This is a genomic window from Paraflavitalea speifideaquila (assembly GCF_032395985.1).
In the GTDB taxonomy this organism is placed as follows: Bacteria; Bacteroidota; Bacteroidia; order Chitinophagales; family Chitinophagaceae; genus Paraflavitalea; species Paraflavitalea speifideaquila.
Genome location: NZ_CP135920.1, coordinates 8,445,666 through 8,471,268, shown reverse-complemented (window position 1 = coordinate 8,471,268; position 25,603 = coordinate 8,445,666). Strand labels below are relative to the sequence as shown.

The window sequence follows — 25,603 nt, the reverse complement described above, 5'->3', positions numbered from 1 at the left end:
GCCTCGAAAATATGGGGCTGGGTGATTCGATCAGAATAATAGGATGAAATAAATGAAAAAGAAAGGATTGGTTTTGGGTAAGTTCATGCCATTGCATAAAGGGCACGAAGCGTTAATAGCATTTGCCTTGCAACAATGTGAGGAGCTGGTGGTGATGTTGTGCGTATCGGATAAAGAGCCCATCGGCGGGGAGCTGCGTAAACACTGGTTGGATACCACTTATCGTCACAACGAGCGGGTAAAGGTGTCGCTGGTCAATTATGATGAAACGGTATTGCCCAATAGTTCAGTATCGTCGCGCGAGATCTCGGCGCTATGGGCGGACTATATTCGCGATCATTACCCGGGCATAGCAGTATTCATTTCTTCTGAACCTTATGGTGAATATGTGGCGGAGTACCTGGGTATCCGGCACAGTAGTTTTGACCAGGAAAGAAAAGTCGTGCCCGTGTCGGCTTCAGCTATTTTAGGCAACCCCTTTCAACATTGGACTTATATCGCGGAAGCGGCCCGCCCTTATTTTGTGAAAAAGATCTGTATCAGTGGATCGGAGTCTACGGGCAAATCTACCTTGACGGAAAAGCTGGGGCAATATTTTGAAACGGCCTTTGTACCAGAAATGGCACGGGAGGTGATTGAAACAACCGAAGAAGTGGTATTTGATGATCTTCTAAAGATTGCCACCCTGCATGCCGCTACCATCAATGAGCGGTTGCCGCTGGCCAATAAGCTGTTGATCTGTGATACGGATGTAAACATTACCAAATCGTACGCGCAGTACTTATTCCATCAACCCTTGCTGGTACCAGCATGGATTGATGCGGCCAATCAGTTTGACCTGCATTTGTTCCTGGATACGGATTGCCCTTATGTGCAGGATGGCACCCGCCTTTCTGAAGCAGAGCGGAATGTACTAAGCGGCTACCACGAAAGGCAATTGCAGGAAATGGGTATTGCTTATATAACCATCAGTGGAAGCTGGGAGCAAAGATTTGAACGGGCAAAAGAAGTGATCAGAGAAACATTTTTTAAAGAACATTCAATGTAATTATATGAACAAAGAGAGCGCCAGGGTTAGTAAATTCCCTGAGCCTTATATTACGACACCGGCCGGAAACAATTGGCCTTACACTCCAGGAAGGAGGTTGGGCCAATGTAGAAGAGCTGATCAGCAAGATCAATCAAAAGGAACAGCTACTGGATCATGACCTATTGAAGTTTATTGTTGAGAACAATGATAAAAAGCGGTTTGCTTTTAATGAAGATGGCACCATGATCAGGGCCAGCCAGGGACATAGTGTGGAGGTAGATCTCCAATTGCCGCAAGCCATACCGCCCGATGTATTGTATCATGGTACAGCAGCGCACTTGTTGTCGGCCGTACTGCGGGATGGATTGAAAAAACAGAAAAGGCACCATGTGCATTTATCGGCCCAGCCGGCCACGGCTATTTCCGTGGGTGGGCGGCATGGGAAACCAGTGCTATTGGAAATTGATGCGCAGGCCATGCAGGCGGCAGGGCATGTATTTTACCTTTCGGCCAATGGTGTGTGGTTGGCGGATGAAGTGCCGGCAATATTTATGAAGGTAGCTAATTAATAAACGGTCATTGAACTTGCTTCAGCAGCTATAATCGAGTAGGTTGTGAGGGATTAATTCCCTCACAGACCTCTCACACCACCGTACGTACCGACCGGTATACGGCGGTTTGTCAGAATAACTTAGTTTGGTGAGTTGTTTTCCAGTAATAGTAGTTTGCGAACCCTACGTATCCATGCCTGACAAAGTATTCATTATTTAATGCCCTTGTCAATATTGGACTGTGTGCAATGCGGCAATAGCCCCTACGGCTATTTGACCACTCATAGGCTTTCCCAGGATTGATTCCCAGCCTTTTCAGGTTAATCCACCGCGTTTTTGGTCTTTTCCATTGTTTCCATATTCCCATCCTTAGACGCGTTCTTACCCATCTGTCCAGTTCCTCCATTCTGCTTTTGGCTTTGGCTATCCTAAAGTAGTTCACCCAACCAACGATTGTCGCCTCCATCTTCTTTATCTTGTCTTCCACTTTACCGGGGCTTTACGCTGAGTTCGCTCTTTCATCTTTTCTTTAATCTTTCTCAGCGATTTGGGCGCAATACGTATTTGCCAGCCCTTTTCGCTTCGGTAAAAGAAAAACCCAGTAGCGTACTGTCATTGGGGCGGCTGACTTTACTTTTTGTGCGGTTTACTTTTAACTTTAGCTTCTTTTCTATGAACTCTGTGATTGTAGTCAGCACTCGAGCCGCTGACTTTTCACTTTTCACATAGATGCTACAGTCATCTGCATATCGTACATACCGGTGGCCTCTTGCCTCTAACTCTTTGTCCAGTTCATTTAAAACAATGTTGCTCATCAGCGGTGATAACGGAGAACCTTGAGGAGTGCCTTCTTTGCGTTCTATCACTACTCCATTCTCCATTATTCCGCAGTTCAGGTACGCTCGCAGTAGCTTCAGTGTCCGCTTGTCCGTTATCTTTTGGGCCAGCGCCGACATTAACCGGTCGTGGTTCACCCGATCGAAAAACTTCTCCAGCTCCAGCTCTACTACCCATTCATTGCCGTCGTTCAGGCTGGTTTGAGCCTGATACACTGCCTGATGAGCACTGCGATTCTCTCTAAACCCATAGCTATAATTGGAGAACTCCGCTTCATACTGCGGACTCAACCACTGGGCTATTGACTGCGTAATTAACCTGTCGATTACTGTAGGTATTCCCAACATCCTTTTACCGCCTCCGTTTTCCTTGTCTATTTCTACTTTCTTCACTGCCTGGGGGCGGTACGTGCCTTCTAAAATACTAGTACGCAGTGTTTGCCAGTTGGTATTCAGGTAGTCGCGAAGTTCATCGGTCTGCATACCATCTATACCTCCAGCCCCTTTATTGGCAGTTACCTGCTTAAAGGCTTTTGTACATTGCGGATATCTAATATTTCTTCCAGCATACTATTACTTAAAAAAAAATCATCCCAGCGTTATTCCCATTGGTTGCATGATGAGGCTCAACTCCTCCTGTGTTTTACTTTTAGCTTCCGGCTTATCCTCACACAGGTAGTTTTCTAATGTTCTTCTATTGTAATCGCCTCAATCATAAACGTCTTGTTCATTTTCGCCATTCTAACATTCGGCCCTTCGGTTTGGCTGTGAGTCTTCCGTCTTTGCCCTTTACGGGAGATGGCTCGTTTCCTTCCTACTACGGCTTCGGCTGACTTCTGCTCTAAGCGAAGAATCGCCTGCAGACCTCCCGGGGTAAGTATATCCGCTTTCCGTTCATGTAGCCTCTGCATTTACGTTCTGACAGTCTGCACAGTGTAGGGTTTCTGTTTGTGTTGCAACATCACCCATGTCAGCCCGCCTTGTATGCAATTTCTGTTCGTAGGCTCGAACGTTTGCCGCCGGCTTCTTTCAGATTCCACCTCGCGATGGACACCCTTGCCCTTGGCTAATACTATGCACTGTAACACGTATTCGGGACTTTCACCCTAGAGCTGATATACATGCCCGGCACACAACAAAATACGCAGGGCCTGGGCCCTGCGTATAGTTTTTCTGTAATTGAGTATATACTTTTAGGCAGCTATGCGCTGATAGAGCTGGCGGCCTACTGCTTCATCAATTTTATCGGGCATATTACCGGCAGCACTGCTGCTGTCGATGGCGGTAAGACGATTGAGGCCCTTATCCCAACCAAAGATATGTACGGGACTATCATTGATACTTACCCTGAAACGTGTTTCAGTGGAAAGGGTTTGGTATGGGGTAGCCTTTACTACAAGTGGGTTACCATCTATCGTCAGTTCGAAGACTTCTGTCCTTGTTTTCATAACACCTCCATTTTTTTAAGTAATAAATACGGTGATGGTATTTCAATAAGCGTGCCGCTCTGTGCCAAAATCTTTCTTGTAAGCACAGGTTTTAATGTGTATTTAATATTAATGATCCTGGCTGTTTAGATACGATTTTGGATTAGCTGTATGCGGCAGGTCATATTGGCCGAATAGATAGTAGTTTGTTAAAATGTTGTAAACGGTGGAGGTAGCCAATGGGTTGAATGGCGTACCTTATATTCTGGTTTTGTCTTACCTTTTACCCTTAATAAAAACTACCATACACATGCGTTCCTATCTTGTACCGTTTTCGCTGGCAGCATCGCTGATGGCGGTGTCGTGCGGAGAAAACAAAACCGCTACGGGCATTACCGGGGGCGAATCGGCTATGAGCGCCGATAGCCTGGACAAATATATTGCTGTACTGGCCTCGGATGAATACCAGGGCCGTAAGCCCTTTACAGAAGGGGAAACCAAAACGATCAACTACCTCAAAGAGCAGTTTGCCCAGGCAGGCCTGGAACCTGGTAATGGCGATAGCTATTTCCAGGATGTGCCGATGGTGAATATCACCACTGCTGCCGCGCCTTCGATGCAAGTGCAAGGCGCCAAAGGCAATTTTTCGCTCAAAGGATTGGATGATTATGTGATCTGGACGGATAAAACAGATTCCTCCATCACGCTGGATAAGAGTGACCTGGTTTTTGCCGGGTATGGGGTAGTAGCACCCGAATACAATTGGAATGATTATGCCGGCCTGGATGTAAAAGGCAAGGTGGTGCTGGTATTGGTGAATGATCCCGGGTACAATAGTGGCGACAGCACCTTATTCAAAGGAAAAACGATGACCTATTATGGTCGCTGGACCTATAAGTTTGAAGAGGCTGCCCGCCAGGGCGCCAAAGGGTGCCTGATCATTCATAATACAAAAGCGGCCAGTTATCCATTTACGGTGGTTCAGAATAACTGGAATGGATCGCGCCTGCGGCTCGACAACCGGGGTAAAACGGAACAGCTGTGCGATGTGATCGGCTGGGTATCGGGTCCTACAGCTAGTAAACTGTTGGCAGCTGCCGGTACAGACAGTACAATATTGGCCAAAGCGGATGTGCGGGGCTTCAAAGGAACGCCGTTGAATGTGAAGCTGTCGACCACCATGCAGGTGAAAACGGTGTATAATAAATCACACAATGTAATTGGTAAGATCACGGGCAGCAAACGCCCGGACGAATACATTATCTATACAGCGCATTGGGATCACCTGGGTATTGGTAAACCCGATGAAACGGGCGACTCCATTTACAATGGCGCTTTTGATAATGCCAGCGCCACTGCCGGATTGATCGAACTGGCGCGTGCTTTCAAGGGGCTTGCTGAAAACCCGAACGCACGATCCTTTTCCTTTCGGTAACAGCCGAGGAACAAGGGCTGTGGGGTTCGGCCTGGTATGCACAAAAATCCCATTTACCCTGCCGCAAAAACACTTGCCAATATCAATATGGATGGTTTAAGTCCTTTTGAGTCGGCCAAAGACATTATTGTGGTAGGGCAGGGTCAATCCGACCTGGAAGACTACTTGAAAGAGGCAGCAGAAAAGGCAGGCCGCTATGTGGCTTTTGAAAACCATCCGGAAGCTGGATACTACTACCGTTCGGACCATTTCAATTTTGCCAAAGTAGGCATCCCGGCACTCTATACGGAAAGAGGTATTGACATTGTGGGTAAGGGTAAAGTGTATGGCGAAAAAGTACACGAAGAATACCAGAACAAACATTATCACCGTCCATCGGATGAATATGATGCCGCCACCTGGACGCTGGCAGGCGGGCTGGATGACCTGAAGTTACTGTTTGAAGTAGGCAAGCGGATCGCCTTTGGTGATCAAGTGCCTGGCTGGAAAGAGGGATCGGAGTTTAAAGCGAAGCGATAAATTTCGGACTTACTTAGGATTACTCCACGTAGTGAGGGCACTGACTAATAGCAGTCAGACTTACTGTGTGGAGTTTTTTTGTGCGTATTAATAATTAATTGCTTGATTTTTATTTCTTTATGTATATAGTGGTCAAAAATATACAAAGAAAGATTTGGAACCGGGTATCCGGAAGTTGTACGTTTGTTGGGAACAGTTACCTAAGCGGTCGATCTTGTGGAGGGGCCCTGAAGCATGGTTGATGGAAGTAAGTGTTGTGCAACACGCGCTGAATACAGGCTGTTAGCTTTTAGGGGTTAGCAGTCAGGATATAGCGATTAGCGGTTGAGGTATAGCGGTTAGCGGTGGGCTGTTGCTTATAGCTATCTGCTGAGGGCTATTGCCACTGGTTGTTGTCTCTTATAGGTTTGATGGAGGTGTTGGTGAACGCCAGCCACCAGCACCCTGGATGAAGGCCTTCGGGCCGGGAGATAATGACGAGGTTTTGGGAGTTGGTTATTGGCATCAGTATAAAACCGATAACCCTGTTCATTCAACTTAATTTTAAAACTTTAAAAACGAATCGCATAAAGCAAGGATAAGAAAACAATATCCACTGGTACTCATCTACTGAAGACGATCAAGAGGAAGGTCGGTAAAGATCTCCCTTGCGGTAAGTGAAACCAGGTGCACAAAAGAGAGCGTTTCTTTCAAAACGAAAGAGGCGCTCTTTTTTATTTACCAGGTCTATTTGTAAAATATAAATGCTTCTTTTATTGCGAAGACAGCCCGGAGCTACTATTTTATTGTTACTGAAAGCCAGGTGGGATTTGTTTACGTATGTGTTTTAAACTCAAATCCAATAGCTCTATGAACACTCGAACCAATGCCCTCCTGCTACTCCTGCTTGGCCTGGCAGCCTGTCAAAAGACAGACATACCAGAAGGATTCAAAGAATACATCATTCCCAAGGGCGCTCACTATGCCACCGAAAACAGCTACCAGGTGGTCAATAAAACCGAACTACATTTCCTGGTGTTATTTGACAGTTCTAGCATCTATACTTCTATTGATCCCAAAAACAATGGGGATATCAACAAACTATATGGCTTTAGTGATTGTGGTACGCAACATCAGGAGAACAGTGCCCGCGTGGGCTGGGTGTGGAATGGAAAAGCCATTGAATTGTATGCTTACTGCTATGCCAACAGCATCCGCAGCAGTAAGTTGTTGGGTAGTATAGCCATCGGCACACCCTGTGAACTTACCATACGTCCTGAAGCTTCCCAATACAGGTTTGAGCAAAATGGATTTCCGGCAGTTTACATGAAGCGGGGCTGTAATACCCCAGGCATATCGGGCTATCAGTTGTATCCTTATTTTGGGGGTGATGAAACGGCGCCACAGGAAGTGCATATTTATATTAAGGAGCTATAGCCCGGATAGGTCGGCGACATGGATGTCGCTGACCTGAATTACCATAATCATTTTCAAGTTTTTATGTTTAGCTGAAAAAAATTATGGCTTAAATTTAGACCATACTGATTTCCACTGGGAAAACTGGGATGGACTTATCCAGTATCGGGCAAAATTACCCTCATGCAAAGCCAGTAGCTCCGTTTCGACAGCCTCGATGAATTTTGGCTGATCGTTTTTAGGTAATTCTGCTGCTCTAGTCTTAATCATGTTGGCAGCATCTACTTTCGGCAAAGCCTGTGAAACAATTTCAGAAATAATATTCCGGATTGCATCGCGATATTTCAGGCGGAATGGGTCAGGCTCTCCAATAGTTTGTCGAACAACGGCATAACGTGCTGCAGATCGTTCATAAGCCCAGAGAAATACATCTTTCAGTAATTCGATCCTGTTTAATTCATAAACGCCAAGCATACCTTTAATATAGAGATCGTTGGGTACATCAATAAAGGATAAGGGAGCAAGATTATGTTTATTCAATGGAATATTTGCTGCAAGTCGGGATACACGTTTGTTGACATCATCAAATGGCTGCAAATATGGTAGATGCACCATGATAAAAAAAGACTGTTCGAACGGACTTTTTATTTGATCAGCCTTTTCCAGCATAAGATCAAACATTTCTTCAATCAATTGTGGTATAGCAGGCGGTGTATATACTGATTGATGAATACCTACTGCCATCCTTCTCAATCTCCCTGAGGCAGCCAGATCCGGTAATAAGTTGTTAGACAACAGGGCATGAAGATTTAATATTGTATAGCGGTTAAATCCTATGTCACCGGCTGCCTGGACTATAAACTCAATTGAATCTTTATGATTGAGAATCATCTGTGCCTCTACGGCCGATTTATTATCAGCGGCTTCACCAAATGAAATCAATCGTTCAGTATCCAATAATGAATAGGTATTACCTTCAAGACGGCTGGAGTTCCAAGACAAGTCTATTAATAGTCGGTGGAGGATTTCCTTTGCGTATGTACCTGCGGGCTGGTCTGGCATTGAAGTTTTGCCAATACGCGCTAATTTTTCTACTTCCTCATTAGATAAGTAAGAATCAATATTGGGTTTGTATATTTCTAAAAAAATGTCGCTTGTATCCTATTAACTGACGCTGCTGTTCCGGGCGTGAAACCAATTCAAGAACTTTCCGCCCGGCACTTGATAAGGGATTATTTCCCCTCTTCTCTCTGATTCTTGGCTTTCTTCCATTGGGACAAGGTAATACCGTGCAGCATTAGCTTTGCCCGACAGCGTAATAAGACCTTGCTCCTGCAATTTCTTCAACCGTCTTTGCAATGTGCGTAATTCTATGTCCAGACCGGACGCGGTTTTAACCTCTTCGATCGAAGCTCCGCTCTTGAATTGCCCCAAGACGGCCAGGATGGTATCAAGTTCCTGTTTTATGGAGGGTCTCTTGTTTTCCATAAACGACATAGTTGCGACAAAGTCGCGACAAAAATATCGCCTTTTTGTCGCAAGTCAATTATAATAACCAGTTATGGCGAAATATTGTCGCAACTTTGTCGTAATCCTACATTTAAGGAAACGAAGAACCCTTAGTTGCGAAGATTAGCTCAATTATTTTTGGCGCGTAAAAACCTTAAAAATCAGAAGCCTAGTCGCCCAAAAACGTAATCCCCACAGATCAGCAAAAGCCTGTAAATTCCAAGATCAATTGATTCAAGACTGTCCCGCAAGGGGAGGATCACAGAATTTAAAAACTTCTATGTAGAATAGAAAATTTAATAGCAAAAAAGAATGCGGGGTGTTTACAGACAGGTATTACTCTTTCTTTTGAATACCCGCTATCACCTGCTTGATCAATTCGTGTTCATATCCTTTTTGTAATAGGTAGTCCGTGGTCTTACTTAGTTTGACGAAGTGGTTCACGCCTTCGCCCTTAATGGAGTCCCATTTCTTGACGGCCAGTTGCTGAAGGGTTTTGAGATAATCCTCTTCATCTATTTCCTTCATGGCTTTCTTGATACAATATTCACTGACACGTTTTTGTTTCAGCTCATATTTTATCTTCACACGGCCCCATTGTTTCATGCGGAAGTGCCCACCGGCAAACTGGATGGCAAACCGCTCTTCATTGAGGTAATTTTCTTCAATAAGTTGTGAAAGAAGTTGCTCCACATCTTGCTTATACAGGCCAAAAGAGTAGAGCTTTTCCTTTACCTCTGTGTGGCTACGTTCCTGGTAGCCACAATAATGCTTCGCCTTCTGCAGGGCCTGTTCTTTAGTAAGCTGTTTCCGGTAGACCATTGCTACAAAATTATTACAGGATCGTTATACTTCTTCCAGTCGGTCTACGCAGCCATATTCTGTTTTGAGCAGGTCATCATAATGATCGGCATTTTTAAAAGTGTATTGAACATGTCGGCGCCCAGTTCCTTTGAAATATCCAGGTCGTAAATGGTGCAGGATAAAATAATATTCTGACTGGCGCAGCTTAATACCAATCCGTTTACACGGTAGTTCTCCTGCAATAGGAACTGGTACAAAGGTTTGATGCGGGTACCATCGGGTGGCAGTTGACAGAGGTAGGCATCGCCTGCAATAAAATAATTCTCCGGGTTATAACTGATCTTGATCTTAGCGCTTCCTTCTTTTACTTCCCAGCGGTTGGCGCCTGACCGGGCCAGCTTTACATCTTTGCCCAGTTCTTTCAGAATATTCTCAATGGTTTTGGCCACGCCTACGGGCTCCACCTCTTTTTCAGGCATTTCAGGCAACTTCACTTCGGTGCCACAGGCCGGACAGTATTTCTCCGCATCAATGGTATCAGGTAATACCAGGGTATCGCAACTGGGACAACGGGTAGAGGGTGTTCCTTTATGAGGTGCGTACAATTGTAGCGCCGCCTGCAGGTAATACACCGGCAGGGCAAAACCCAGGTTATCGCCACCACGGATAATGAAGGAATTTACGCCAATCACTTCTCCCTTTTCATTTACCAATGGGCCACCACTGTTACCGGGATTAATGGCCGCATCGATCTGTATAAACTTTAGGCCTTCCCGTATACGGTCTACCTTGAAATAACCCCTTGCGTGGCGGTATAGTTCAACCCAAAAGGGTGACCAATAGCAATTACTTCATCACCATCTTTAAGGGTTTCATAATGACCTAGCGGCAGTGCGGGCAATTCAATACCCGTTGGTGGTTGCAAAAAGCCAGGTCATGCTTGCGGTCGGTATACCATACTCTCGACAATGCTTTATCAAAAGTTTTACCGGCAATGGTCACTTCGGGATTGTCTTGCACCACATGGTCATTCGTTACGATGAGGTCATATTCCCGTAAGTAGAATCCGGTGCCTGAACCTGATTGGGTAGCAATTTGTATGATAGCAGGATGAAACCGTTCTATAACTTCCTGTGTAGGCATTTATATTGTTTTTCAAAACAAAGTGGTTGCGCCTATTGAAAGGCGTTAATGCTTTGCCAGTGTTAGTCAAAGTTGAGTACTGAAATTTCTGCACTAAAAGTGGTATTGAAGTTCACCAGTGATTCATAACGCAGGTTATTCAGCTTAAAATCCAGTTTGGTGAATTTGTTTTTCCAACCGGCCACAATTTCCTCAATACGCTCACGGATAAGGTCTACCTCAAATTCATTCTCCGCAGCATCATAATACCGGGAGGGAAAGCCCAATGCTTCAAAATAATCCGCATGGTTTATTTGCATGAACAATTGGAAAAGATCACTAAGGGGCTTGGGCAGGCTGTAAGAATATTGGCAGAATGAGAGTCCATATTCCAGGATGGTATTGGCAACCAGCGGGTATTGGTTATCCCGGTACCAGATCATATTGTTGGCAGCGGCATTGAGTGCATCAATAACGGCTTTATGATTTTGTGGCGTGACAATAGAGAAGGTATGTTTGGAGCGGAAGAAATAAGGGTATACCTCTTCTTTGGGTTTTGCCAATAACTTACGGTAAGCCTCGATCATTCCCTGGTTACGTTCGCTGGTTGACTTTTCGTCCTTACGGAAATAGATGTCTACCACCTTTTCCAGCTCCAGTTGCAGTTTGCCTTCCGGACAAAGCATGTAGTCGATGCGAAATGCCAGGTTCAACAACATGTATGACAAAGCCCCTGCAAACTTATCCGCGTCCAGGCTGGCCGTATAGTCAATGGTATCCTGTATCCATTTCATGAAGAACCTGTACCGCACATCTTTTTCGGCCTCGGGTAATTCGGTGATGTGTTCCGTATCAATGGTTTGCAGGGAAGTGAATTCCTGCACCAGCAGGTCATCCAACTTATCGGCCTTGATAGCCAGCTCCTTCAAGCCATAGTAGAGCTTATTGGGGTTGGCTGCTTTGATATTGGTGTCGAAGCGCATGCACAGGCGGTCGCCATCCAATGCATAACGGCTGTAATACAGACCGAAATTCATTTCCAGCAGGCGGCGCATAACGGGTACGCTGGGCTGGGCCATCCGGGCCAGGGTAACTTCGGCCATCAGGCGTTCATTATTGAATTCTCCCCGCACAATTTTCGACCCCTGGTATAAATGGAAGCGGCCTTCGGCGCCATTGCGCTCCAGTACCACATTCTGTTCAGCCTCATCCCGCAGGTAACCAAAAACGCTTCTACGCTTTCGGGGTACTGTTGCTGTTTGAAGAGGTTATCGGCTTGCGTCCAAAAGTCTACTTTTTCTACCGTCTTGTTGTTGTCGGAATAGCGTCCAAAGGGAATGGCGGGTTCTTCCACCTTCTTTTTACCCCAGCCAAAAAGTTTATCGAACATAAGTAAGTGTTTGTACCGGTCCCGCCAGGCAGGATATGGTTGAGCGAATGAAGGTATTTAATTTCGTGGCATATTCACAATTCGCTGATGATAATTAGTTTATTGTATTCGCCAGGCGGAAATTTGTCTGTCTGAACCCCCTTATCTTTGCGGGATGCTAAAAGAAACGCTTATCAATGCCACCGAGGCCGGCGCCCAGGTGATACAACACTACTTCAACAATAAGAACCTGCAAATCAGCAATAAAGAAGGGGTTAACAACCTGGTCACCGAAGCCGACCATGCTTCTGAAAAGGCCATCCTGGAAATCATCAAAAAGATTTTCCCGATCATTTTATCGTGAGTGAAGAGGTGGGAGAGATCGTTATGGACAGCGAATACAAATGGATCATTGACCCCATCGACGGTACGGTGAATTATGCGCATGGTATTCCACTCTGTTGCATTTCCATCGGACTTGAAAAAGCGGGCTCCATGATCCTGGGTGCTGTGTACAATCCTTTCATGAAAGAATTTTACCTGGCCGAACGCGGACAAGGCGCTACGCTGAATGGTCAGCCCATACAGGTGAGTGCCGAGCCCGATCTGATGAAGGCCTGCCTGGTAACGGGTTTCCCTTATACCTATATTAATCAACCCAATGGACCGCTGGAAGTATTTTCCCGTTTCATTCGCCAGGGCATTCCTGTACGTCGGTTGGGTTCGGCAGCTATTGACCTTTGCTGGGTGGCGGCAGGCCGGTTCGACGGATTCTATGAACACAAACTACAGGCCTGGGATAGTGCAGCAGGCTTTTGATGGTGGAAGAGGCTGGTGGTAAAGTGACGGACTTCAAAGGCGATCATTATTCCCCTTATCAACCACATATTGTGGCCACTAATGGAAAGATCCACGATGATATCTTACGCTGGATCAACGATAAAGTATAAATTCTAAAAGCCATCACATCATGAGTGAAAGGACTGAAATAAACGACCTGGGAGAGTTTGGGCTTATTGAGCACCTGACTAAAAATATTGAGCTGCAGAATGCCTCTTCCATTTTGGGGGTAGGAGATGATGCAGCGGTAATTGACCATTTTGGCAAACAAACGGTGATCAGTACCGATATGTTGATAGAAGGGGTGCATTTTGACCTGGCCTACACACCCCTGAAGCATTTGGGCTACAAGAGCGTGGTAGTGAACCTGAGTGATATCTATGCCATGAATGCCACACCTACGCAGATCACGGTAAGTCTGGGTTTTAGCAACCGGTTTAGCCTGGAGGCGCTGGATGAGTTTTATGAAGGCGTTTATGCCGCCTGTGAAAAATATGAGGTAGACCTGATCGGGGGCGACACCTGCTCCTCACAAAAGGTTTTATTATATCGGTAACTGCTATTGGTGAAGTAACGCCCGATACGTTTGTAAAGCGAAGCACGGCCCAAAAGGGCGACCTGCTTTGTTGCAGTGGAGATTTGGGCGCTGCTTATATAGGATTGCTGTTCCTGGAGCGGGAAAAGCAGATCTACCTGGAAAATCCGAAAATTCAGCCCGATCTGGAAGGGGAATCTTACGTAATTGGTCGCCTGTTGAAGCCAGAAGCCAGAAAGGACATTATTGAGTTTTTGCGCAAAATGATATCCGGCCTACTTCTTTGATGGATATCAGTGATGGCCTTAGCTCGGAGATCCTGCACATTTGTAAGGATAGCAACCTGGGCTGCCGTTTGTATGAGGAAAAGATACCCATTGCCGAAGAAATGCGCCGGGCCGCTTTTAAATTTGAGATTGACCCTACAGCCTGCGCCCTAAGCGGCGGTGAGGATTATGAATTGCTGTTTACCCTGCCACAATCTGAATACGATAAACTCGTTCTTAATGAGCAGATCAGTGTGATTGGTTATATGACAGATGCCGAAGAGGGCGCCAAGATCCTTACGAAGGGTGGAGGTACGCACAATATAACGGCGCAGGGATGGAATGCATTTAAGAATACCTGAGTTTAAACGGTTTTTGCATGAGGAAATGGTTTTCCGGTTCTATAGTGGTCCTGGCAGCTATATTCTCCATAGGATGTGCTTCTTCCCGGAAACCATTTAACCCGGATAAGAAATATACGTCCGCACAACTTCAACGGGATTATCGCTTGTTCCGCAGCATTTTGGAGGAGTCGCACCCCAGCCTGTATTGGTTTACGCCCAAGGACAGCATGGATTATTATTTTGAGAGGGGTTACCGCAGTATCACTGACTCCATGAGCGAGCCGCAGTTCAAGAACGTCCTGGCCTATGTAACCAGTAAGATCCGCTGCGGCCATACTACGGTTAAGTTCTCCGAAAGCTACAGTGATTACCTGGATACTGTCCGGCTCCCCGTATTCCCCCTCCACCTGAAGGTATGGCCCGATTCGATGACGGTAATTACCAACCTTAACCGCAAGGATGCAGTATTAAAGCGCGGCACCATTGTAACAGGGGTTAACGGATGGAATACAGCACAACTGGTAGATACTTTCTTCAATTATATTTCAGGCGATGGGTATACCCAAACGGGTAAATACCAGGTGATCAGTAACAGGGGCAGTTTTGGCAACCTGTACCGCAATGTGCTGGGACTTACCGATCAATTTACGATTACCTACCGCGATGAAACGGGGGCCGAAAGAGAAACGGTTATACCCATTTATGACCCCGGGCCGATACGGCCAACCGTGTTCCCACTGGCCGGCCAGCCGGTCGCCCGCCCCGCCAGGCGCCGCAACCGCCCATGCTCAATGCTGTGCGGAGTGTACAAATTGATACCTCCCTTTCCTCGGCCTATATGACGGTCAATACTTTTGCCAGGGGTAATAGGTTGAGGGGATTCTTCCGGCGCTCATTCCGGGAATTGAAAAAACGACATATTCAACACCTGGTCATTGATGTACGTTCCAATGGCGGTGGTGATGCGGGTATCTCTACCAAACTCACCCGCTACCTGGCCAATAAAAAGTTCAAACTGGCCGATTCGCTGTATACCCCACGCCGAACCAGCCATTATACCAAATACATTCAGTGGCAGCCGGCTTACTGGCTGATGATGCAAGCCATCACGCGCAAGCACAAGGACGGCCTGTACCACTTTGGTTATTTTGAACGGCATTATTTCAAGCCAAAGAAGGAAAATCACTTTAATGGTGATATCTATATCATAACAGGAGGCAATTCATTTTCTGCTACTACTTTATTTGCCGGGGTATTGAAAGGCCAGGAAAATGTAAAGATCGTTGGTGAAGAAACAGGGGGCGGTGCTTATGGCAATTCTGCCTGGATGATACCCGATGTTACGCTTCCCAATACCAAACTGCGCTTCCGCTTGCCCCGCTTCAGGTTGGTAATGAATAAGGACCTGGTAAAAGAAGGCCGTGGCATTATCCCCGATATTGAAGTGGCGCCCACAGTGGAAACCATTCGGCAGGGCATTGACCCCAAGGTGGATACCGTGCGTAAATTAATTATGCAAAAGGCGGGTGTGGCCAACCATTAATACAGCGCTGAAGTGTATTCAATTCTTTCCTTTTCGTATTTTGCGTGAGCGATCTATTACTTATACCCAATTACGAGCCCTACAACCACTATGCAACAATACAGGATCAAGCCCAACGGCTTTGCCGAGGTCAGGAAAAAATGCTGATGAGAGTAATTCCGACCATGGTCATTGCAGCCATCGCCGGCATCGTTATAGCCCAGGTCAATTCAGCAGGCAAAGCAGGAGATAGTAATATATTGCCTTTTTTATTCCCTTCATCATTCTAATGATGGCGTTCTCCATATACAGGTCTGTCAACCGGCAAAAGAAATTATTCGCCACCTATACGCTTACCATCAATGACAATGTGATCACCCGGCAAATGCACAACACACCCGAGATCGCCATTTACTTTCATGAGGTAAAACAAATCATTAAGAGCATGGAAGGTGGGTTCACCATCATGGGCGCCGACCCTGCCGATATCATTATTGTTCCGGTACAAGTGGAAAATTATGCAGAGTTGGAAGCCCTGCTCAATCAGGTAAAACCAGTGATAGCGCCGCCGGCCTCTCTTTCTGTTATTCAAAAGTTCAAGCCATTGCTTTCTCTGGCAGCAGCCGGCTCCATGGTTGCTGTATTTGCATCCGATAATAAAATTGTGGTAAGTGTGGCCGGTATACTCGGCTTGTGCCTCCTGGGCTGGACATTCTTTTACCTGAGCCGCAGCAAGAACATTGACCAGAAAACAAGAAGCTCCCGCTGGGCCTTTTTACTGGTCATGATCGCCATTATTGCCATCATGGTAGTAAAACTAACTAACGTAATGGAGTAATTAAATGATCACCTGCTGTACTTGCAGGGCTTCATCAAATACTACCATATTGGCTTCGTAACCTTTGGCCAGCAGTCCCATTTTCCTGTCGCGTACCAATTGTGCAGGGTAGGTAGCCGCCATTCGCAAGGCTTCGTCCAGTGGAATACCTGCGTACTCCACGCCATTCTTTACACATTGCATCATACTAAGGGCCGAGCCTGATAAGGTGCCATCGGGCAATGCATAGCGGTCGCCTTGAAACAAGTGCTGGTATTCGCCCGTAGTGGTTTCCGCTACCGCATCGGTAATAAAGAACAACCTTTCTTTCATCACTGCTTTGGCAATCCGCACCGCCGCATAATCTACATGCACCCCATCACAAACAATACTGCTCATCACAGCAGGGTGATCGAAGATGGCTCCTACCAGCCCGGGTTCCCGGTGCTGTAAGGACGACATGGCATTGTACAGGTGTGTAGCTGTTGGAATGCCAAGGTCAAAAGCTTCCCGTGCCTGCACATAAGTAGCATTGCTATGACCAGCTGATACGATGACCTGGTGTTGTAAAAGCAGATCTATAATGGCTGGATCGCATTGTTCGGGCGCCAGGGTGATCATTTTAAAAACGTCCTTACCCCGCTCCAGTAATAATGAAACCTCTTGCAGGGTAGGTTTTTAATGCAGTCCAACAGGTGCGCCCCCGTTTTACGGGATTCATATAGGGCCCTTCCAGGTGGAGGCCCAACAATCCTTTTCCGCCCTGCTCCCAATAGTTTCTCACAACGTCCATCCCTTTCAGGAATTTCTCAATGGTATTGGTGGCCATGGTGATCATAAAATGCGTACAGCCTCCTGCCAAACAATATTCATAGGTAGCATGTAACGCAGCCAGGGTTATCTCCTGCGAAAACAACCTGCCATTACCGCCATAGATCTGCAGGTCAATAAAAGCAGGCGCCAGGTTATAACCGCCCAGGTCTTTTTGTTGATAGTGCGAAGGAATTTCACTGGCGGGCAGGATATCCACGATCTGGTTATTGTTTACCAAAACCGCTTTATTGGTTTCGGTGGAGTAACCGGTAAAGATTCGGGCATTGGTATAAGCGAGGAACATAGGTTTTTATTGAGCTACGAGCGGTTGGTTCCCAAAAGAGGTGACACCTTTCGTACTCGAAGCAAGGAAAAGGTGTCACCTCTGATGGACAGCCTGACAATTGTTTTTACGACTGAATGATAAAATTATCAGCATCTTCCAGGAAGGGCAGTTTATGCCTGATCTCTTCCAGCTTTTCTTTTGAAGGGTAATTGTATGGATATCTTCTTCATGTGCTTTGGTGTATAAAACCTCACCCATGGGATCGACGATCATACTATCTCCGCTATGGTAAATATCCTTTCCATCTTTCCCCACCCGGTTAACACCTACAACATAAGTTTGGTTCTCTATGGCCCTTGCCTGTAGTAAAGTTTTCCAGGCATGGTTCCTTCTTTCGGGCCAATTGGCTACATATACCAGCAGGTCATATTCCGGTTCATTTTTTCAGCATCTTCTTCCGTTATTGGGGCAGCCTGCCTGGCCCAGACCGGAAAGCGCAAGTCATAACAAACCTGCAGGTTGATGCGCCAACCTTTCACCGAAGCAATGAGGCGTGTATGACCGGGCGTATAATGCTCATGTTCGCCTGCATAGGCAAACAAATGGCGCTTGTTGTAATAACCCAACTGCCCATTGGGCAACATCCATACCAGGCGGTTATAATATTGTCCCTCTTCTTCAATGATGAGGCTGCCGGTAAGAATGATCCTTTTTTGTGCAGCTACCCGTTTCATCCAGGCCACGGATTCACCCTCCATCGTTTCGCCCAGTAATTCTGGTTGCATGCTGAAACCCGTACTAAACATTTCGGGCAGGATCACCACTTCTGTTTTTTGCTGCAACCCATTGATCTTTTGTTCCAGCATGGCCAGGTTGGCGGCCTTATCCTCCCAGTGCAAATGGGTTTGTATCGTGGTAATGGTAAGTGTAGACATAACAGTAAAGTTATACAGCAAAAGTATCTTTAGCAGTATCAGGATGACCATCCTGTACTTCTTCCGGTGCTTTTTTGCTGTTGGGTTTTTGTTTGTCGCACAAAATATGCGCCAGCTTGGCTACCAGGGCCGTCCAACCCGTTTGGTGACTAGCCCCCAGGCCACTTCCAGAATCCCCATGGAAATATTCATAGAAAAGAATGAGGTGTTCATTGCCTGGTCGCTCATAAAACCAACTTTCTTTGCCATTAGTAGGGCGCTTTCCATTTTCGTCTTTATCAAATAATTTGATCAGGCGCAGGGTCAATTCATCAGCCACCTGGACCAGGTTCATTTGGTTGCCCGAGCCTACAGGACATTCTACCAGCAGGTCATTGCCGTAAAATTCACCAAAGCGACGTATGGATTGGATAATGATATAGTTGATAGGCATCCACACCGGTCCGCGCCAGTTGGAATTGCCGCCAAAGAAATCAGACGTAGAATCACCCGGATCATACTGCACTTTATAATCCACCCCATTGATCGTCACTTCATAGGGGTTTTGTTCATGGTATTTCGACAAAGCCCGGATACCATAGTCGGACAAGAACTGCGATTCATCCAGTAGCCGTTCCAGCAGCTGCACCAGTTTTTCACGCGGCACCAGTGATAAGAGAATTTCCTCTCCCCCGGCCCTTTCTTCATTAGGCCAGAACCGGCCATTCTTCAGGCGGTAATTCTCAAACCAGGTGATCCGCTTTTTAAAATCGCCCAGTTTATCCAATATCTTTTTTCGATCACCGATACAGCAAATAAGGAAGTAAGCCCTACGATTGAATATACGCGCAGGTGTAATGGGGCCGAGCCTGCTATTGACAGGGTATCATAAAAGAATTTATCGTCTGCATTCCACATACCCTGTTCATTCAGTGCCTCTGCGATCAATACAAAATGTTCAAAGAACTTCGTAGCAGTATCTTCAAACGCCTCATCTTTCATGGCTATTTCCATAGCCATGTCCATCATATTGAGGGCATACATGCCCATCCAGCTGGTGCCATCGGCCTGCTCCAGTTGCATGGTACCGGGCAGTACGCTACTGCGGTTGAATACACCAATATTATCCAGTCCAAGAAAGCCCCCTTCAAACATATTGTTACCATTGGAGTCCTTACGGTTGATCCACCAGGTAAAATTGATGATGAGTTTCTGGAATATGCGTTTGAGAAAAGCAATATCACCTTTTCCTGTCCGGTTTTTTTATCCGGTACACCTGCAAGGCAGCCCAGGCTTGTACAGGTGGGTTCACATCGCCAAAATTCCATTCATAAGCTGGTAGTTGTCCATCCGGCTTCATATACCATTCCCGCATGATGAGCAGCAACTGGTGTTTGGCAAAACAGGGGTCTACCATGGCCAGGGGAATACATTGAAAAGCCAGGTCCCAGGCCGCATACCAGGGATACTCCCATTTATCCGGCATCGAAATAATATCCTGGTTTTTGAGGTGCTTCCAGTCCGCATTACGGCCATGCATTTTACCGGGGTTCACATCCGTAATGCCATCGCTCGTCGTCAACCAACGTTCTACATCATAATGGTAGTATTGTTTACTCCACAATATACCCGAGAGGGCCTGACGCTGTATGCGCTTCCATTCCGGATCGGTAGTGGCGTGCAGCACTTCATCATAAAAAGCATCAGCTTCTCCCTTGCGCGAATTGAAAATATTGGTAAAGCCCGTAGCAAAGGGATTGTCAAAAATTTTACTGCTTAGCCGTAGATAAGTCGTCTTCGTAGCACCCGCTTCAATATGGTATTTATATACCGGCGCAAACTTAGTTCCTGTTTTGCGTTGCCGCAGTGCTGTCAGCTCTTCCCCTTTAATGATTGCCTTGTGAAAAGCATCTTTGGTAAAGGGGGTAGCATTGGGTTGACCTGATACAATTTCAAGGTTGGTTTCATTTTCCGTCATCAGGCTATCCGATGCAGGCATATAATACAGGTAATAGGCTCCCAGCCGGCCATGGGTGGCTTTTACCGAGGTCTTGTCGCGCCGGGTAATATGCGGTTTCTTTTCCGATTGGTCGTAAGCCCAGCGATTGTAAAACCACAAGGTGGGCGCCAAGGTAATATCTGCCCCTTTGGAATACCGGTTGGTGATATCGATCTTGATAAAGATGTCTTTTGAATTCTCTTTGGCATAGGTAACCAGCACATCAAAGTATTGGTCATGCTCAAAGATACCCGTATCCAGTATTTCATATTCTGGCTCTTGGCGGGAACGATTGCGGCTTTCTTCGCGCAACATATTGTAGGAAACTCCTGCTGGGGGTACTTGTACAGGTACTGCATATAATAATGCGTAGGCAGGTTATCCAGGTGATAATACAACTCTTTTACATCCTCTCCGTGATTGCCTTCATAGTTACCCAATCCAAAAGGCGCTCTTTGAGTATCGAGTCCTTTCCATTCCAGAGGGATATACCAAAACAAAGGTTTTGGAAAAAGTCGGATATGCCAGCCAGCCCATCTTCTCCCCAGCGGTATGCACGGCAATGTGCATGATCAAAAGGGAAGTAATTCCAGGCATCGCTGTTCATACTATAATCTTCACGTACCGTTCCCCACTGGCGTTCACTGAGGTAGGGGCCCCATTGTTCAAGGGGTATTTTTTTAGTTGTATTGACGGTTAATCGCTGATGTTCGGCAGTTGTCATGATCTTGTTTTCGTTCAACAAATCCATAATGAAAATAGCGCATTGCAATAAGTCGGGCAAACATCGTTGTAGGATAAGGCTTTATAATGGTGAATTTACAGCTTTACACAGGTATAAAAAACAAAAAGGCCCCTCCACCTGGGAAAGGCCCATCCGAAACTACTGCTTATACTACTACTATTTTATGTTTTGATCTATGATAACCCGGCCATCAGCAGGCTGGTTTTGGGTATACCCATTCAAAAAAATAAGGTGTCGGCCACCCTCTACCGACACCTTAACTAATGCACAGCATCTAACGCACACCTTGCTTGCCTGTGTTATAGCATTTTTATAGGAAAAGTTTAATGACTAAAGGTTTTAAAAGCAATCACCAACTAATCCTTCACCCATTGGCCGCTGATGATTGCTTTTATTCGTTTTCATGGCTGTCTATTTATTTTCATCGTACGGTTAATCAGAACTGCCTGTCTCAATCATTATGACATAGCAAAAGTGCAATTTGTTAGTTCACATAACAATAGCATGAAGATGTGAGAATCTGTACAAACACCTGTTCGCTTTTTAACAGATCTTAACAAGTGCCGCAATTGGTTGCTCCCTTTCTTCCATTTATCCCCTTTTTTTGGCAAGGTCCTACCACTTAGCGGTACCACATATCTGTGTGGTTTTGCCCAAACAAATGTTGAAAAGAAAAAGGGATAATTACTTTTGGTAATACATACACCCCCGCTTGTTCAGAATAAAGTTCTATAGCATCTTGCTGGTTTGCCTGCCAACTTTCCTGCTGGCCCAAAACCGCAAATACGTTTTTACCAGGCTATCTTCAAAAGATGGTCTCGCCTCCAACCATGTTCACAGTATTCTCCAGGACCAGAAAGGTTTTATGTGGCTGGCCACAGCCAATGGCCTTCAACGTTATGATGGTCGAAAGATCGTGATGTTCCGTCCACCTGCCGGAGATAAGAATTACCTGCCCGCCGCGCCCATCAAGCAAATAGCGGCTGATATCAACCACCATTTTTGGGTGAGGACGGAACAGGAGGTCGGCATCTTCGATCCGGTTACCTTCCGGTATAAAAAGCCATCATCAAAACCGGCGGCGAAATACCGCCCCGTGCTGAGTACTTCCTGTGGATGGACAGCAAAGGCAATATCTTCCTCATCATCACCCGCCTCGGCATACTGGCCTACGATTGGAAAACCAATACCTTCAGCAAAGACGAAAGTCGCATCCGCACACCCAGGGGCTGGAGCATCGGGCAACTGCTGGAAGATCCTCAAACCGGCCATTACTGGATGGGCGCCGATTCGGGACTGGCCCAGTACGACTTCCGCACCAAATCATTAAGTTACTATGGACATAATACCAGCCAACAGCCCATCCTCGACAATCCCCTGTTTAAAGAGCCGGTAACGGTTATGTTCATTGACCGTCAATTGCGGTTTTGGCTAACTACCTGGAACCCGAAAGCCAGTGAAAAATTCTATTGCGTTGATAAAGCTACTGGCCGGATGACCAGTGATACGGCGGGCTTGATGGTGCACCCAGCAGTGTATAAAGAGCTGCATGCCTTCACCCAGCAATCCAATGGCGCCATCTGGAGTTATGGCGAACGCCTGCTCATGGAGTTTGATACCCTCACCAAAAAGTTCCAATACATACGCAATGATTATGTGGACGACTATGACATCAAGTACGATATGGTGTATTGTATGTATGAGGACCGCGAACAAAATACCTGGATAGGCACTGACGAAGGGGTATACATTTTTAATCCGGCCCGGCAAATGTTCAACAGCATTGTATTGCAGGGCTCTTTACCCGGCAATGCCAACAGGAACTTGCAGGTAAATGCTTTCTTACAAAGGAATAACAATGAGCTGATCATTGCTTCCTGGGGATTGGGCGCCATTACTTGTGATAGCAATTTTCTTCCATTAAAGAATGATATGTTGAAAGGCAGCCCTGCGGGTGATGATAATTATGCCATGCAATGGGACCTGCACGAAGAGAAATCAACCGGCCGCTTGTGGATAGCTTGTCAGGAAGGACGTTTCATCTTGTACAATCCACTTACCCGTCAATCCACCTTTCACAAACTACCCCTGGCTGGACAACGAACCATCCGGCAAATAACTGAGGACAAACAAGGCACCATTTGGCTGGCCACGCAATATGGCCATATCGTTAAATGGGATCCGGCAGCAGGATATGGAAAGGATTTTATGCAGGGCTTTAGCCAGGTGCAAAACATCAATACCATTGTTTATAAAATGATGGTGGATAAGGAGGGGTTTCTTTGGTTGTGCACCCATATGAAAGGTGTATATAAAATGGATCCCCGCACCGGTGAAATACTGGCACATTACGATTCAAAAGGGGGCCCTGGCAAATCGCTCTATTCCGATATGGCCGGTGATATACTGCAGTACAATGACAGTTTGTTTTTCATTTGTTCTGGTGCACTCAACCTGCTTAATCAAAAAGCGGGAACCATACAACCCATTACCACCGATGAGGGCCTGCCTTCTATGAGCGCAAGCAGTTTGGAAATGGACAATGATAACAATCTATGGGTGGGGCTGGCCGATGGCATTTGCCGGTACAATCAAAACGAAAGGTATTTACCCTGTTTGCCCAAAAGATGGTATCATTTACGGCAACTTTAAATACAATGCCAGCATCCGCCTCAGCAATGGCCAACTGGTATTTGGCAATGCCCATAATTTTGTATTCTTCCAGCCAAGGCAGGCGGCCAGCTCTGTACCACCATTGGATGTGACCATCACAGATTTTAAATTATTTAATGCTTACCTGCCGCCCGATTCCATCATGAAACTGGATAGGGTAGAACTGAGCCATACCGACAATTCCATTACCATTGAATTTGCCGCACTGAGTTTTTACAGCGAGATAAGATTGTTTATTACTATCAATTGGAGGGTATCAACAAAGAATGGCTACGACCGGATAAAGGATTATTTGCCAATTATACCTCCCTGCCACCGGGTCATTATACATTCAAAGTCATGTGTGAAAATGCAGATGGTGTTGAATCAAAAAATATTACTACTCTTAAGATCTATATCCGGCCGCCATTCTGGCGAACCTGGTGGTTTCTTTCCCTGGTGGTCATTGCGGTGGCCGCTCTCATTTATTTTATCCATCGCCTGCGGGTAAACCAATTGCTAAGCATGGAAAAAGTGCGTACCCGCATTGCCCGCGATTTGCACGATGATATGGGCTCTACCCTTAGCACCATCAATATCCTGAGCGAAATGGCCAAAATGAAAGTGGAGAAAGACACGGCCAAAACCAGTGAATACCTGGGTAAGATCAGCGACAACAGCAGCCGCATGATGGAAGCCATGGATGATATTGTATGGAGCATCAATCCCATGAACGATAGTATGCAGCGCATCACCGCCCGTATGCGCGAGTTTGCCACCGGCGTTCTGGAAGCCCGCAATATTGATTTCACTTTCCGGGTAGATGAAACTGTGCAGGACCTGAAACTGGACATGGAGGCCCGGCGCGATTTCTTCCTCCTGTTCAAAGAAGCAGTGAACAACCTGGCCAAGTATGCACAATGTAAAAATGCCGTAATCGATATATCCATCCAGAAAGAACGATTGATCATGAAGATCATGGATGATGGGATCGGATTTGATATTAATCATGTGGACAGCGGCAATGGCCTTTTCAACATGAAAAAAAGGGCCCAATCACTCAATGGCAGCCTGGCCATTGATTCCAAACCCGGCTCCGGCACCAAAGTATTGCTGGATGTGCCTTTGACATAATTATGTGATTGCCCCCGGTAAAATAAATACCTAGTTTTGTACCATAAACGGCACCCCGGATGATCAATATCATATTATATGAGGACAATCCCCAACTGAGAGAAGGTTTGGCCATGCTGTTAAATGGCTCGGATGGTTTTGAAGTGATCGGGGCGTTCAAGAACTGCAACAATGTGGTTACCGAGGTAGAGGCCCTGAAACCCGATGTGATCCTGATGGATATTGACATGCCGGGCACCAATGGCATTGAAGGGTTGAAATTGATCCGCCAGGTAAATAGGGATGTTAAGGTCCTCATGCTTACCGTATTCGACGACAATAAAAATGTGTTTGAGGCCGTCCGCAATGGCGCCAATGGGTACCTCCTCAAAAAAACACCTCCTGCCAAATTATTGGAATATATACAGGAAGCCCATACCGGTGGTGCGCCCATGAGCTCTTCCATCGCAACCCAGGTATTGAAGATGTTTTCGCAGGTGCATAGTACCACCAATAGCGACTACCACCTTTCGGAAAGAGAAAAGCAGGTTTTGCAATGGCTGGTCAATGGGTACAGCTATAAAATGATTGCTTCCGAAATGTTCATCTCCATTGATACCGTACGCTCCCATATCAAAAGATCTACGAAAAGCTACACGTCAATTCCAAGAGCGAAGCCGTAGCCAAGGCTTTTAAAGACAAGATCGTTTAATTACACACACGCTTTACTATTATAAGTACCCATCCCTTTTTACGGATT

General features: G+C 46.1%; 32 protein-coding genes and 3 pseudogenes. 16 read left to right on the top strand and 19 right to left on the bottom strand.

Annotated elements, in window-relative coordinates; genetic code table 11:
* Nucleotides 1-73: 73 nt before the first annotated feature.
* Both RS881_RS58280 and RS881_RS58275 read left to right on the top strand, forming a co-directional pair.
* The gene (locus RS881_RS58280) at nt 74-1,048 is read left to right on the top strand and encodes an AAA family ATPase (RefSeq protein WP_315819116.1); all 975 of its coding nucleotides are present in this window, start codon (nt 74-76) and stop codon (nt 1,046-1,048) included.
* A gap of 38 nt (nt 1,049-1,086) precedes the next feature.
* A complete protein-coding gene (locus RS881_RS58275; protein WP_315824974.1) occupies nt 1,087-1,599 on the top strand; it encodes an RNA 2'-phosphotransferase in 513 nt (170 codons plus the stop codon).
* A 112-nt stretch (nt 1,600-1,711) separates the two neighbouring features.
* Here RS881_RS58275 and RS881_RS58270 read toward each other — a convergent pair whose 3' ends face one another.
* From RS881_RS58270 to RS881_RS58260, 3 genes are all read right to left on the bottom strand, one after another.
* Entirely contained in the window at nt 1,712-2,068 is a 357-nt protein-coding gene (locus RS881_RS58270; protein WP_315816028.1) for a group II intron maturase-specific domain-containing protein, read from the bottom strand.
* Nucleotides 2,069-2,120: 52 nt separating this feature from the next.
* Nucleotides 2,121-2,900: a group II intron reverse transcriptase/maturase gene (gene ltrA, locus RS881_RS58265; RefSeq protein WP_315819115.1), complete on the bottom strand. Its 780-nt coding sequence runs from the start codon at nt 2,898-2,900 to the stop codon at nt 2,121-2,123.
* Between the two features lie 710 nt (nt 2,901-3,610).
* Complete coding sequence (locus RS881_RS58260; RefSeq protein ID WP_315819114.1) at nt 3,611-3,865, bottom strand: hypothetical protein; 255 nt, start codon at nt 3,863-3,865, stop codon at nt 3,611-3,613.
* Nucleotides 3,866-4,154: 289 nt separating this feature from the next.
* Between RS881_RS58260 and RS881_RS58255 the strand changes: the two are divergent.
* Nucleotides 4,155-5,798: pseudogene (locus RS881_RS58255) on the top strand (M28 family peptidase).
* 376 nt (nt 5,799-6,174) lie between these two features.
* Here the strand turns inward: RS881_RS58255 and RS881_RS58240 are convergent.
* Nucleotides 6,175-6,330 carry a hypothetical protein gene (locus RS881_RS58240; RefSeq protein ID WP_315819111.1) on the bottom strand — a complete coding sequence of 52 codons (156 nt, stop codon included), beginning with the start codon at nt 6,328-6,330 and terminating at the stop codon, nt 6,175-6,177.
* 317 nt (nt 6,331-6,647) lie between these two features.
* Here RS881_RS58240 and RS881_RS58235 point away from each other — a divergent pair, with 317 nt between their 5' ends.
* Nucleotides 6,648-7,214, top strand: a complete 567-nt coding sequence (locus RS881_RS58235; RefSeq protein ID WP_315819110.1) for a hypothetical protein — start codon at nt 6,648-6,650, stop codon at nt 7,212-7,214.
* An 81-nt stretch (nt 7,215-7,295) separates the two neighbouring features.
* On the opposite strand, the gene RS881_RS58230 is transcribed toward RS881_RS58235, so the two are convergent.
* From RS881_RS58230 to RS881_RS58200, 7 genes are all read right to left on the bottom strand, one after another.
* Nucleotides 7,296-8,255 carry a Fic family protein gene (locus RS881_RS58230; RefSeq protein ID WP_315819109.1) on the bottom strand — a complete coding sequence of 320 codons (960 nt, stop codon included), beginning with the start codon at nt 8,253-8,255 and terminating at the stop codon, nt 7,296-7,298.
* A gap of 102 nt (nt 8,256-8,357) precedes the next feature.
* Nucleotides 8,358-8,681, bottom strand: coding sequence for a hypothetical protein (locus RS881_RS58225; RefSeq protein ID WP_315819108.1), 324 nt, complete (start codon nt 8,679-8,681; stop codon nt 8,358-8,360).
* Between the two features lie 357 nt (nt 8,682-9,038).
* The gene (locus RS881_RS58220) at nt 9,039-9,524 is read right to left on the bottom strand and encodes a regulatory protein RecX (RefSeq protein WP_315819107.1); all 486 of its coding nucleotides are present in this window, start codon (nt 9,522-9,524) and stop codon (nt 9,039-9,041) included.
* Between the two features lie 44 nt (nt 9,525-9,568).
* The gene (locus RS881_RS58215; RefSeq protein ID WP_315819106.1) at nt 9,569-10,219 is read right to left on the bottom strand and encodes a type III secretion system chaperone family protein; all 651 of its coding nucleotides are present in this window, start codon (nt 10,217-10,219) and stop codon (nt 9,569-9,571) included.
* A 169-nt stretch (nt 10,220-10,388) separates the two neighbouring features.
* A complete protein-coding gene (locus tag RS881_RS58210; RefSeq protein ID WP_315819105.1) occupies nt 10,389-10,649 on the bottom strand; it encodes a S1 family serine peptidase in 261 nt (86 codons plus the stop codon).
* Between the two features lie 62 nt (nt 10,650-10,711).
* Nucleotides 10,712-11,761, bottom strand: coding sequence for a type III secretion system chaperone family protein (locus RS881_RS58205; protein ID WP_315819104.1), 1,050 nt, complete (start codon nt 11,759-11,761; stop codon nt 10,712-10,714).
* Complete coding sequence (locus RS881_RS58200; RefSeq protein ID WP_315819103.1) at nt 11,731-12,018, bottom strand: hypothetical protein; 288 nt, start codon at nt 12,016-12,018, stop codon at nt 11,731-11,733. The genes RS881_RS58205 and RS881_RS58200 overlap by 31 nt, the downstream gene beginning before the upstream one ends.
* 154 nt (nt 12,019-12,172) lie before the next feature.
* Between RS881_RS58200 and RS881_RS58190 the strand changes: the two are divergent.
* The 8 genes and pseudogenes from RS881_RS58190 (at nt 12,173) to RS881_RS58155 (ending at nt 16,342) form a co-directional block, all read left to right on the top strand.
* Nucleotides 12,173-12,816 (top strand): annotated as a pseudogene (locus tag RS881_RS58190) (inositol monophosphatase family protein).
* Nucleotides 12,816-12,947 carry an inositol monophosphatase family protein gene (locus RS881_RS58185; protein WP_315819100.1) on the top strand — a complete coding sequence of 44 codons (132 nt, stop codon included), beginning with the start codon at nt 12,816-12,818 and terminating at the stop codon, nt 12,945-12,947. Before RS881_RS58190 ends, RS881_RS58185 begins: the two are co-directional and overlap by 1 nt.
* A 20-nt stretch (nt 12,948-12,967) precedes the next feature.
* Nucleotides 12,968-13,393: a thiamine-phosphate kinase gene (locus RS881_RS58180; protein ID WP_315819099.1), complete on the top strand. Its 426-nt coding sequence runs from the start codon at nt 12,968-12,970 to the stop codon at nt 13,391-13,393.
* A 265-nt stretch (nt 13,394-13,658) separates the two neighbouring features.
* Nucleotides 13,659-14,000, top strand: a complete 342-nt coding sequence (locus tag RS881_RS58175) for a thiamine-phosphate kinase (RefSeq protein ID WP_315824972.1) — start codon at nt 13,659-13,661, stop codon at nt 13,998-14,000.
* Between the two features lie 17 nt (nt 14,001-14,017).
* Nucleotides 14,018-14,824: a hypothetical protein gene (locus RS881_RS58170; protein ID WP_315819098.1), complete on the top strand. Its 807-nt coding sequence runs from the start codon at nt 14,018-14,020 to the stop codon at nt 14,822-14,824.
* The gene (locus tag RS881_RS58165) at nt 14,779-15,525 is read left to right on the top strand and encodes a S41 family peptidase (RefSeq protein WP_315819097.1); all 747 of its coding nucleotides are present in this window, start codon (nt 14,779-14,781) and stop codon (nt 15,523-15,525) included. The genes RS881_RS58170 and RS881_RS58165 overlap by 46 nt, the downstream gene beginning before the upstream one ends.
* 146 nt (nt 15,526-15,671) lie before the next feature.
* Nucleotides 15,672-15,794, top strand: coding sequence for a hypothetical protein (locus RS881_RS58160; RefSeq protein WP_315819096.1), 123 nt, complete (start codon nt 15,672-15,674; stop codon nt 15,792-15,794).
* Entirely contained in the window at nt 15,794-16,342 is a 549-nt protein-coding gene (locus RS881_RS58155; RefSeq protein ID WP_315819095.1) for a hypothetical protein, read from the top strand. Before RS881_RS58160 ends, RS881_RS58155 begins: the two co-directional genes overlap by 1 nt.
* Here RS881_RS58155 and RS881_RS58150 read toward each other — a convergent pair whose 3' ends face one another.
* From RS881_RS58150 to RS881_RS58115, 8 genes are all read right to left on the bottom strand, one after another.
* A complete protein-coding gene (locus tag RS881_RS58150; protein ID WP_315819094.1) occupies nt 16,343-16,942 on the bottom strand; it encodes an amidohydrolase family protein in 600 nt (199 codons plus the stop codon). It lies immediately after the preceding gene.
* A gap of 13 nt (nt 16,943-16,955) precedes the next feature.
* Nucleotides 16,956-17,438: an amidohydrolase family protein gene (locus RS881_RS58145; protein ID WP_315819093.1), complete on the bottom strand. Its 483-nt coding sequence runs from the start codon at nt 17,436-17,438 to the stop codon at nt 16,956-16,958.
* A 75-nt stretch (nt 17,439-17,513) separates the two neighbouring features.
* Entirely contained in the window at nt 17,514-17,840 is a 327-nt protein-coding gene (locus RS881_RS58140) for a nitrilase-related carbon-nitrogen hydrolase (RefSeq protein WP_350340363.1), read from the bottom strand.
* Nucleotides 17,828-18,355: a nitrilase-related carbon-nitrogen hydrolase gene (locus tag RS881_RS58135; RefSeq protein WP_315819092.1), complete on the bottom strand. Its 528-nt coding sequence runs from the start codon at nt 18,353-18,355 to the stop codon at nt 17,828-17,830. Before RS881_RS58135 ends, RS881_RS58140 begins: the two co-directional genes overlap by 13 nt.
* Before the next feature lie 10 nt (nt 18,356-18,365).
* Nucleotides 18,366-19,121 (bottom strand): MGH1-like glycoside hydrolase domain-containing protein, encoded by a 756-nt coding sequence (locus RS881_RS58130; RefSeq protein ID WP_315819091.1) that lies wholly within the window; start codon nt 19,119-19,121, stop codon nt 18,366-18,368.
* The gene (locus tag RS881_RS58125) at nt 19,064-19,489 is read right to left on the bottom strand and encodes a hypothetical protein (RefSeq protein ID WP_315819090.1); all 426 of its coding nucleotides are present in this window, start codon (nt 19,487-19,489) and stop codon (nt 19,064-19,066) included. Before RS881_RS58125 ends, RS881_RS58130 begins: the two co-directional genes overlap by 58 nt.
* 85 nt (nt 19,490-19,574) lie before the next feature.
* Nucleotides 19,575-20,648: a hypothetical protein gene (locus tag RS881_RS58120; protein WP_315819089.1), complete on the bottom strand. Its 1,074-nt coding sequence runs from the start codon at nt 20,646-20,648 to the stop codon at nt 19,575-19,577.
* Between the two features lie 88 nt (nt 20,649-20,736).
* Nucleotides 20,737-21,117: a hypothetical protein gene (locus RS881_RS58115; protein WP_315819088.1), complete on the bottom strand. Its 381-nt coding sequence runs from the start codon at nt 21,115-21,117 to the stop codon at nt 20,737-20,739.
* Between the two features lie 673 nt (nt 21,118-21,790).
* On the opposite strand from RS881_RS58115, the pseudogene RS881_RS61410 reads away from it, so the two are divergent.
* From RS881_RS61410 to RS881_RS58100, 4 genes and pseudogenes are all read left to right on the top strand, one after another.
* Nucleotides 21,791-21,931, top strand: a pseudogene (locus RS881_RS61410) (hypothetical protein); the annotation flags it as partial.
* A gap of 263 nt (nt 21,932-22,194) precedes the next feature.
* Complete coding sequence (locus RS881_RS58110) at nt 22,195-23,730, top strand: ligand-binding sensor domain-containing protein (protein ID WP_315819087.1); 1,536 nt, start codon at nt 22,195-22,197, stop codon at nt 23,728-23,730.
* A 267-nt stretch (nt 23,731-23,997) separates the two neighbouring features.
* Nucleotides 23,998-24,864, top strand: a complete 867-nt coding sequence (locus RS881_RS58105) for an ATP-binding protein (RefSeq protein ID WP_315819086.1) — start codon at nt 23,998-24,000, stop codon at nt 24,862-24,864.
* A 59-nt stretch (nt 24,865-24,923) separates the two neighbouring features.
* The gene (locus RS881_RS58100; protein ID WP_315819085.1) at nt 24,924-25,526 is read left to right on the top strand and encodes a response regulator; all 603 of its coding nucleotides are present in this window, start codon (nt 24,924-24,926) and stop codon (nt 25,524-25,526) included.
* Nucleotides 25,527-25,603: the final 77 nt, after the last annotated feature.

Coding starts and splice junctions, on each gene's coding strand:
- RS881_RS58125 (WP_315819090.1), bottom strand. CDS start 19,489: ATGTTTGAAGGGGGCTTTCTTGGACTGGATAATATTGGTGTATTCAAC.
- RS881_RS58120 (WP_315819089.1), bottom strand. CDS start 20,648: ATGTTGCGCGAAGAAAGCCGCAATCGTTCCCGCCAAGAGCCAGAATAT.
- RS881_RS58175 (WP_315824972.1), top strand. CDS start 13,659: ATGGATATCAGTGATGGCCTTAGCTCGGAGATCCTGCACATTTGTAAG.
- RS881_RS58260 (WP_315819114.1), bottom strand. CDS start 3,865: ATGAAAACAAGGACAGAAGTCTTCGAACTGACGATAGATGGTAACCCA.
- RS881_RS58200 (WP_315819103.1), bottom strand. CDS start 12,018: ATGTTCGATAAACTTTTTGGCTGGGGTAAAAAGAAGGTGGAAGAACCC.
- RS881_RS58180 (WP_315819099.1), top strand. CDS start 12,968: ATGAGTGAAAGGACTGAAATAAACGACCTGGGAGAGTTTGGGCTTATT.
- RS881_RS58225 (WP_315819108.1), bottom strand. CDS start 8,681: ATGGAAAACAAGAGACCCTCCATAAAACAGGAACTTGATACCATCCTG.
- RS881_RS58235 (WP_315819110.1), top strand. CDS start 6,648: ATGAACACTCGAACCAATGCCCTCCTGCTACTCCTGCTTGGCCTGGCA.
- RS881_RS58185 (WP_315819100.1), top strand. CDS start 12,816: ATGGTGGAAGAGGCTGGTGGTAAAGTGACGGACTTCAAAGGCGATCAT.
- RS881_RS58110 (WP_315819087.1), top strand. CDS start 22,195: ATGGACAGCAAAGGCAATATCTTCCTCATCATCACCCGCCTCGGCATA.
- RS881_RS58155 (WP_315819095.1), top strand. CDS start 15,794: ATGATGGCGTTCTCCATATACAGGTCTGTCAACCGGCAAAAGAAATTA.
- RS881_RS58145 (WP_315819093.1), bottom strand. CDS start 17,438: ATGTTCCTCGCTTATACCAATGCCCGAATCTTTACCGGTTACTCCACC.
- RS881_RS58220 (WP_315819107.1), bottom strand. CDS start 9,524: ATGGTCTACCGGAAACAGCTTACTAAAGAACAGGCCCTGCAGAAGGCG.
- RS881_RS58135 (WP_315819092.1), bottom strand. CDS start 18,355: ATGTCTACACTTACCATTACCACGATACAAACCCATTTGCACTGGGAG.
- RS881_RS58170 (WP_315819098.1), top strand. CDS start 14,018: ATGAGGAAATGGTTTTCCGGTTCTATAGTGGTCCTGGCAGCTATATTC.
- ltrA (WP_315819115.1), bottom strand. CDS start 2,900: ATGCAGACCGATGAACTTCGCGACTACCTGAATACCAACTGGCAAACA.
- RS881_RS58160 (WP_315819096.1), top strand. CDS start 15,672: ATGAGAGTAATTCCGACCATGGTCATTGCAGCCATCGCCGGCATCGTT.
- RS881_RS58230 (WP_315819109.1), bottom strand. CDS start 8,255: ATGCCAGACCAGCCCGCAGGTACATACGCAAAGGAAATCCTCCACCGA.
- RS881_RS58100 (WP_315819085.1), top strand. CDS start 24,924: ATGATCAATATCATATTATATGAGGACAATCCCCAACTGAGAGAAGGT.
- RS881_RS58240 (WP_315819111.1), bottom strand. CDS start 6,330: ATGAACAGGGTTATCGGTTTTATACTGATGCCAATAACCAACTCCCAA.
- RS881_RS58150 (WP_315819094.1), bottom strand. CDS start 16,942: ATGATCACCCTGGCGCCCGAACAATGCGATCCAGCCATTATAGATCTG.
- RS881_RS58210 (WP_315819105.1), bottom strand. CDS start 10,649: ATGCCTACACAGGAAGTTATAGAACGGTTTCATCCTGCTATCATACAA.